1 protein-coding gene is annotated in these 258 nt (G+C 51.9%); it reads left to right on the forward strand.

The features are described from left to right. The coding region (locus AC2A06_RS19075) for a hypothetical protein (protein ID WP_484381331.1) at positions 1 to 258 on the forward strand (258 nt) is incomplete at both ends.

The following is a 258-nucleotide window of genomic DNA, read 5'->3' on the forward strand; positions in this document are numbered from 1 at the left end:
TTGACTGGGGTTGGTGGCATCGTTTTTGATGCGACCCAGAGTCCGTTGACGGTAACCAATAGCAACAACCTCTACCAAGGTAGTACCACGGTGCAGGGCGGTACCGTACAACTGGGCAGCAACAATGGCTTCGGTGAAACCTTGTTGCTGACGGTTGCAAGTACCGGCACGTTTAATGGCAACTCGTTTAACCAAACGGTAAAAGCGTTGGATAACCAGGGTACGGTCAACGTCGGTACCGGTATCCTGACCAATAGC

The sequence above is a fragment of the Serratia sp. HNCC26DJ244 genome (assembly GCF_057180565.1).